Annotated in this window: 7 protein-coding genes and 2 pseudogenes; 8 read left to right on the top strand and 1 reads right to left on the bottom strand. The window is 67.5% G+C overall.

The window, feature by feature from the left end; translation table 11 throughout:
* Positions 1–469, bottom strand: a pseudogene (locus ACH107_RS28950) (hypothetical protein); the annotation flags it as partial.
* A 166-nt stretch (positions 470–635) separates the two neighbouring features.
* Here ACH107_RS28950 and ACH107_RS28945 point away from each other — a divergent pair.
* The 8 genes and pseudogenes from ACH107_RS28945 to ACH107_RS28910 form a co-directional block, all read left to right on the top strand.
* Positions 636–1,217, top strand: a complete 582-nt coding sequence (locus ACH107_RS28945) for an anthranilate synthase component II (RefSeq protein ID WP_412509184.1) — start codon at positions 636–638, stop codon at positions 1,215–1,217.
* Positions 1,214–2,230: an anthranilate phosphoribosyltransferase gene (trpD, locus tag ACH107_RS28940; RefSeq protein WP_412509183.1), complete on the top strand. Its 1,017-nt coding sequence runs from the start codon at positions 1,214–1,216 to the stop codon at positions 2,228–2,230. The genes ACH107_RS28945 and trpD overlap by 4 nt, the downstream gene beginning before the upstream one ends.
* Before the next feature lie 199 nt (positions 2,231–2,429).
* Positions 2,430–3,440 carry an ABC transporter substrate-binding protein gene (locus tag ACH107_RS28935; protein ID WP_412509182.1) on the top strand — a complete coding sequence of 337 codons (1,011 nt, stop codon included), beginning with the start codon at positions 2,430–2,432 and terminating at the stop codon, positions 3,438–3,440.
* 51 nt (positions 3,441–3,491) lie between these two features.
* Positions 3,492–4,286 (top strand): ABC transporter ATP-binding protein, encoded by a 795-nt coding sequence (locus tag ACH107_RS28930; RefSeq protein ID WP_412509181.1) that lies wholly within the window; start codon positions 3,492–3,494, stop codon positions 4,284–4,286.
* Positions 4,283–5,050 carry an ABC transporter permease gene (locus ACH107_RS28925; RefSeq protein WP_310692061.1) on the top strand — a complete coding sequence of 256 codons (768 nt, stop codon included), beginning with the start codon at positions 4,283–4,285 and terminating at the stop codon, positions 5,048–5,050. Before ACH107_RS28930 ends, ACH107_RS28925 begins: the two co-directional genes overlap by 4 nt.
* A gap of 65 nt (positions 5,051–5,115) precedes the next feature.
* Positions 5,116–5,925: an indole-3-glycerol phosphate synthase TrpC gene (trpC, locus tag ACH107_RS28920; RefSeq protein ID WP_310692059.1), complete on the top strand. Its 810-nt coding sequence runs from the start codon at positions 5,116–5,118 to the stop codon at positions 5,923–5,925.
* On the top strand, positions 5,922–6,401 hold the full coding sequence (moaC, locus tag ACH107_RS28915) for a cyclic pyranopterin monophosphate synthase MoaC (RefSeq protein WP_310692058.1): 480 nt from the start codon (positions 5,922–5,924) through the stop codon (positions 6,399–6,401). The genes trpC and moaC overlap by 4 nt, the downstream gene beginning before the upstream one ends.
* Positions 6,398–6,551, top strand: a pseudogene (locus ACH107_RS28910) (molybdopterin molybdenumtransferase MoeA); the annotation flags it as partial. The gene moaC and the pseudogene ACH107_RS28910, both read left to right, overlap by 4 nt.

Below are 6,551 nucleotides of genomic sequence, written 5' to 3'. Positions count from 1 at the left end.
CCGTTCTCGACGCTGTAGCGGAAGGCCTCGCGACGTGCGGCGAACTCCCGACCCCGCCGAGGGCGGGGGGCTGCAGATCGGGCCAAACGGGATCGCCGCCGCCGACGTACGGGGCATCGCTGTCGCCGGTCCCGGGGCCGGGCATCTCCCCCTCCACACCGCTGGCCTGCGGAACATCCGGGGGCGCGACCTTGGTGGCGGGGGTGTCAGTGGAGTCCCCAGAGGGGCTTGCCGGCGTTTCAGCCGCAGGCGGGGCCCCCAGCGACGGCCCCGCCGCAGCGCCCGGCTCCGCGACCGTGAGGGCTGTCTCGGCGGCCCCTTGGCGCGGGTCGCTTTCGGGCGCATCAACCTGCGGCGCGTCCGGGGGCGTGTTGCCGGGGGGCTGTTCGCCCAGCAAGGACACCGTGCCCAGCCCCAGAACCGACACAACACCGCCTGCCAGTATGCCCGCCAGAAATCCCCGTGCCACGATCTGCCCCCTGCCTGCTGTTGCCTCGGCCACGCGCCGACCGCCGGCCTTGACGCCGCCCCATGCTTCGGCCCATCTAGGCGGAACCATATCGCGCCCCGCCGGGGCGATGGTAGCCCCGAATTTCACCCGCCCCCAGGGGCCGCACCGGACGAGTGGCGAAAACATGCTTCTGCTGATCGATAACTACGACAGTTTCACCTATAACCTGGTGCACTACTTGGGCGAACTGGGCGCGGATGTGCAGGTGCACCGCAACGATGCCCTCGACGTACAGCAGGCCATGGCACTCAACCCCGCCGGAATCCTGCTGTCGCCCGGGCCCTGCGATCCCGCGCAGGCGGGCATCTGCCTGTCCCTGACCAAGGCCGCGGCCGAGACAGGCACGCCGCTCTTGGGGGTCTGCCTGGGCCACCAGACCATCGGCGCGGCCTTCGGGGGCAAGGTCCTGCGCTGCCACGAGATCGTCCACGGCAAGATGGGCCGGGTGCATCACGGCGGCAGGGGCCTCTTCTCGGGCCTGCCCTCGCCCTTCGAGGCGACGCGCTATCATTCGCTCGTGGTCGAGCGCGAGAGCCTGCCCGACAGCCTCGAGATCACCGCCGCGCTGGAAGACGGCACCATCATGGGCCTGCAGCACAAGACGCTGCCGATCCACGGTGTGCAGTTCCACCCCGAGAGCATCGCCTCGGAGCATGGCCACGCCCTGTTGCAGGCCTTTCTCGACACCATGAAGGCCCCCGCATGAGCGACGCCCTCAAACCCCTGATCGCCGCCGCCGCCGAGGGGCCGCTGACCCGTGCCCAGGCCGAACAGGCCTTCGGGATTCTCTTCGAGGGCGACGCCACACCCAGCCAGATGGGCGGGTTGCTCATGGCGATGCGCACGCGCGGCGAGGTAGTGGACGAATATGCCGCCGCCGCCCATGTCATGCGGGCCAAGTGCCTGCCCGTGATCGCGCCCGCAGGCGCCATGGACATCGTCGGCACCGGGGGCGACGGCAAGGGGACGCTGAATATCTCCACCGCCACGGCCTTTGTCGTGGCGGGCGCGGGCGTGCCGGTGGCCAAGCACGGCAACCGCAACCTGTCGTCGAAGTCCGGCGCGGCCGACGCACTGGGGCAACTGGGCATCGAGGTCATGATCGGGGCCGATGTGGTCGAAAAAGCCCTGGCCGAGGCCGGGATCGGCTTCATGATGGCGCCCATGCATCACCCGGCGATCAAGCACGTCATGCCCACCCGGACGGAGTTGGGCACCCGCACGATCTTCAACATCCTCGGGCCGCTGACCAACCCGGCCGGCGTCAAGCGGCAACTGACCGGCGCCTTCAGCCGCGACTTGATCCAGCCCATGGCCCAGACCTTGGAGGCGCTCGGGTCCGAGGCGAGCTGGCTGGTCCACGGCTCGGACGGGACCGACGAGTTGACCATCACCGGGATCAGCTGGGTCGCGGCGCAGTCGGGCGACATGATCACCCTGCGCGAGGTCCACCCCGAGGACGCCGGCCTGCCCGTGCATCCTTTCGAGGCGATTCTCGGCGGCAGACCCGAGGACAACGCCCGGGCATTCCGCGCGCTGCTGGCCGGCGAGTCCAGCGCCTATCGCGATGCGGTCCTGCTCAATGCCGCCGCAGCGCTGCTGGTGGCCGGCCGGGTCGAAAGCCTGCGTGACGGGGCCGACCAGGCCCGCGCGAGCATCGACAGCGGCGCAGCACGGCGCGCGGTGGAAACCCTGGCCCGCATCAGCCAATCCGGCTGACATGCCGCGTTGCGCGATAGAGCAGCGGCCCAACAGGCCAATCACTTATCAAAATGGTAGCGTAGCGCCCCTTTTTTGTGCATCGTCGGCGAATAAGCCAAGCAAGACCGCACGAGCAGGCCCCACGGGGAGGACATTTCCCCGGTTCTATGGGCACCTCGGCGCATCGAAAACAAAAGCAAACCACAGGGGATATCCGATGATGAGGATCGCACAATTCGCCGCCGTGGCCGCCGTGGCGGCGACCTCGGCCCATGCCGAGGCACATATGACCGACGTGCCCTTCGCGCTGGACTGGAAGTTCGAAGGACCGGCCGCGCCCTATTTCGCCGCCATCGACAATGGCCACTTCGAAGACAACGGGCTGAGCGTCGAGATCTCCGCCGGCACCGGCTCGCTCGACGCCATTCCGAAGATCGCCACCGGCGCCTTCCCGATGGGATTCGCCGACATCAACAGCCTGGTGCGCTTTCTCGACCAGAACCCGGGCGCGCCCGTCACGGCGGTGATGATGATCTACGACAAGCCGCCCTTCGCGGTGATCGGGCGTGAGTCGCTGGGGATCACCGAGCCCTCGGATATCGAGGGCAAGGTGCTCGGGGCCCCGCCGCCGGATGGTGCCTGGGCCCAGTTCCCGATCTTCGCCGCGCAGAACGATCTGGACATGGACGCGATCACGGTCGAGCCCGTGGGCTTTCCGACCCGTGAACCCATGCTGGCCGACGGTAACGTCGACGCGATCACCGGGTTCTCTTTCAGTTCCTACCTGAACCTCGTGCGTCTGGGCGTGCCGGAAGAGGATATCACGACCCTGCTGATGGCCGACCACGGGCTGGAACTTTACGGCAACGCCATCATCGCCAACGCCGACTTCGCCGAGGCCAACCCCGAGCTTGTCGAAGGCTTTCTCGAGGCCGTGGCCATGGGCTGGAAGGATGCGATCGCGGACCCCGCCTCGGTGATGCCGGCCCTGATCGAGCGCAACCCGGCCGCCGATTCCGACCTTGAACAGCGCCGTCTGGAACTGTCGATCGAGGCCAATGTCGTCACCGATTACACCACCGCAAATGGCATGGGCACCATCGACGATGATCGGATGGCCGCCGCGATCGAGCAGATCAAGATGGTCTACGACTTCGAGGGCGAACCGGATGCGAGCCTGTACTTCACGGATGCCTACCTGCCCGAGGGCGGCTTCCCGCTCGACTGAGCCCAAATCCCGTGGGGGCCATGCGCCCCCACGCCTTTCGAAAAGATCCCCATGACCCCGCTGATCAAGATCAAAGGCGTCCGTCACGCCTACGAGACGGCCTCTGGCCCCCTGCCCGTGCTCGACGGGCTTGACGTGACCGTACAAGAGGGCGGCTTCTGCGCCGTCGTCGGCCCCTCGGGCTGCGGCAAGTCCACCCTCACCCGGCTGGTTGCCGGCCTGATGCACCCCGACGCAGGCGAGGTCTGGCTGCACGGCGAATTGGTCAAGGCGCCGCGGTCCACCGTCGGGATGGCCTTTCAGAACCCTGTGCTGCTGGAATGGCGAACCATCCTGCAGAACGTCATGCTGCCGCTGGAAATCGTGCCCGATGGCCTCAAGGGCGCGGCCGCGAAGGACCGCGCGCGGTATCTGCTCAACCTGGTCGGGCTGGACGGCTTCGAGGACAAGCGCCCCTCGGAACTCTCCGGCGGGATGCGCCAGCGCGCCTCGCTGTGCCGGGCCCTGGTCCACCAGCCCGAGGTCCTGATCCTGGACGAGCCCTTCGGCGCGCTCGATGCCTTCACCCGCGAGGACCTGTGGCAGACCATGCACGACGTGAAAGAGCGCGAGCCCTTCACCGCCGTCCTGATCACCCATGACCTGCGCGAGGCGATCTTCCTCGGCGACCAGGTGGTCGTGCTGTCGGGGCGGCCCGCGCGGACGCAATACGTGATGGATATCCCGCAGATCGCCAAGCCCACTCTGGACGATCTCTACACCGCCGAGGCGGCCGAGCGGCTGGCCACGCTGCGCCACCAGATCGAGATCGCACAGGGCCGCGCCGCCCCGGAGGAGGTGTCATGAACCCGTCCCTGCGCAAAGTCGTCGTGCCGACCTTGGCCATCCTGATCTTCCTCGCCCTGTGGGAGGCGCTGGTCTGGATCATGGGCTGGCCGAACTACAAGATGGCCTCGCCCAGCGACCTGATCCCCGCCTATCAGCAATACTGGGAGTTGTTCATCGTCATGGGCTGGCAGACGCTCTGGCGGACCGTGCTGGGTCTGCTGCTGGCCATCATGGTGGGCACCGCGATCGGCATGATCATGGGCTTCTCGCGCACCATGCGCGATGCGCTCTATCCGCTTCTGGTGGGCTTCAACGCCATTCCCAAGGCGACCGTGGTGCCCATCGTGGCGCTGATGTTCGTCGGCGCGCATGACTTCAACACCGTCCTGATCGCCTTCATGATTTCGTTCTTTCCGATCGCGGTCTCAGTCTCGATCGGGCTGTCGACGCTGGAGCCGGAATACCGCGACATCCTGCGCGCGCTGGGGGCCTCGCAGACCATGATCTTTCGCAAGATCGCCCTGCCCAAGACGCTGCCGGAGTTCTTCGGGGCGCTCAAGGTCTCGGTCACGCTGGCCTTCATCGGCACCAACCTGATGGAGATCGTCAGTCCGCACGGCCGCGGGCTGGGCGCCTTGTTCGACAGCGGCAAGACGAATTCGGATTACCCGCTGATGTTCGCGGTGCTCATCGCGCTCGCGGTGCTGGGGATCGTGCTTTATTACGTCGTGGTCGTGCTGGAAAAGATCTTTGCCGGCTGGGCGGAGCGTCAGCCCGCCTGACCCCGGCCCGGTGCGCGCGTGACAGCGCGATTGTCATCGCGCGCGGCCCACGCTAACCAGATGGCATGGATATTCTCGACCAGATCAAGGCCTACAAGCTCGACGAGATCGCCGCGCGCAAGGCCGAAACGCCGCTCTCTACGCTCGAGGCCGCCGCCAAGGAGGCAGGGCCGACGCGCGGATTCGCCGAGGCGCTCGTGCAGGCGGGCAAGACGGGCTACGGGCTGATTGCCGAAATAAAGAAGGCCAGCCCCTCCAAGGGGCTGATCCGGTCGGATTTCGATCCGCCCGCGCTGGCCCGGGCCTATGAAGAGGGCGGCGCAACCTGCCTGTCGGTGCTCACGGATACGCCCAGTTTCCAGGGCGCCGACACCTTCCTGACCGAGGCGCGCGCGGCCTGTGACCTGCCCGCTCTGCGCAAGGATTTCATGTATGACCCCTACCAGGTGACCGAGGCGCGCGCGCTGGGGGCCGATTGCATCCTGATCATCCTGGCCTCGGTCTGTGACAGCCAGGCCGCCGAACTGGAATCGGCCGCCATGGATCTTGACATGGATGTCCTGCTGGAAGTCCACGACCACGCCGAGCTGGAGCGCGCCTGCGCACTGCGCGCCCCGCTGATGGGAATCAACAACCGCAACCTCAAGACCTTCGAGGTCACGCTCGATACCACCCGCGCGCTGTCCAGGCATGTGCCCGCCGATCGCACCATCGTCTGCGAGAGCGGGCTGAACAGCCCCGCCGGCCTGGCCGAGATGACGCGCTACGGTGCCCGCAGCTTCCTGATCGGCGAGAGCCTGATGCGGCAGGCGGATGTCGCCGCGGCCACCCGCGCGATCCTGGCCGACCCACTGGTGCCCGGGGGCATGGCATGAGCGGTGACAGGCTCAGCCATTTCGACGCCGACGGCCAGGCGCATATGGTCGATGTCTCGGACAAGCCCGGCACCGCCCGCATCGCCACGGCCCAGGGGCATGTGCGCATGTCCGCCGAGACCCTCGCCCATGTCACAACTGGTACGGCGAAAAAGGGCGATGTGCTGGGCATCGCCCGCATCGCGGGCATCCAGGGCGCCAAGAAGACTTCGGACCTGATCCCGCTGTGTCATCCCCTGCCCGTCACCAAGGTGGCGCTGGAGCTGACCCCGGATGCCGCCCTGCCCGGCGTGTGCATCGCGGCCACGGTCAAGACCACCGGCCAGACCGGCGTCGAGATGGAGGCGCTGACAGCCGTCTCCACCGCCGCCCTGACGGTCTACGACATGCTCAAGGCGGTACAGAAGGACATGGAGATCGGCGGCATCCGCGTGACGCTCAAGGACGGCGGGAAGTCGGGGCGGTTCGAGGCATGATCACCGTCGACGAGGCTCTGGAAAAGCTGCTCGCGCTGGTCGCGCCGCTGGAGGTTGAAGAGGTGCCGCTGCGCGCGGCAGCCGGGCGCACGCTGGCCCGGCCCGTGGCCGCTCGGCGCGACCAGCCGCCCTTTTCCGCCTCGGCCATGG

This window comes from Roseovarius halophilus (ex Wu et al. 2025), assembly GCF_047086965.1.
The sequence above is the reverse complement of the archived record's forward strand: the minus strand, read 5'-3'. Positions and strand labels throughout refer to the sequence as shown.

Coding starts and splice junctions, on each gene's coding strand:
- ACH107_RS28945 (WP_412509184.1), top strand. CDS start 636: ATGCTTCTGCTGATCGATAACTACGACAGTTTCACCTATAACCTGGTG.
- trpD (WP_412509183.1), top strand. CDS start 1,214: ATGAGCGACGCCCTCAAACCCCTGATCGCCGCCGCCGCCGAGGGGCCG.
- ACH107_RS28935 (WP_412509182.1), top strand. CDS start 2,430: ATGATGAGGATCGCACAATTCGCCGCCGTGGCCGCCGTGGCGGCGACC.
- ACH107_RS28930 (WP_412509181.1), top strand. CDS start 3,492: ATGACCCCGCTGATCAAGATCAAAGGCGTCCGTCACGCCTACGAGACG.
- ACH107_RS28925 (WP_310692061.1), top strand. CDS start 4,283: ATGAACCCGTCCCTGCGCAAAGTCGTCGTGCCGACCTTGGCCATCCTG.
- trpC (WP_310692059.1), top strand. CDS start 5,116: ATGGATATTCTCGACCAGATCAAGGCCTACAAGCTCGACGAGATCGCC.
- moaC (WP_310692058.1), top strand. CDS start 5,922: ATGAGCGGTGACAGGCTCAGCCATTTCGACGCCGACGGCCAGGCGCAT.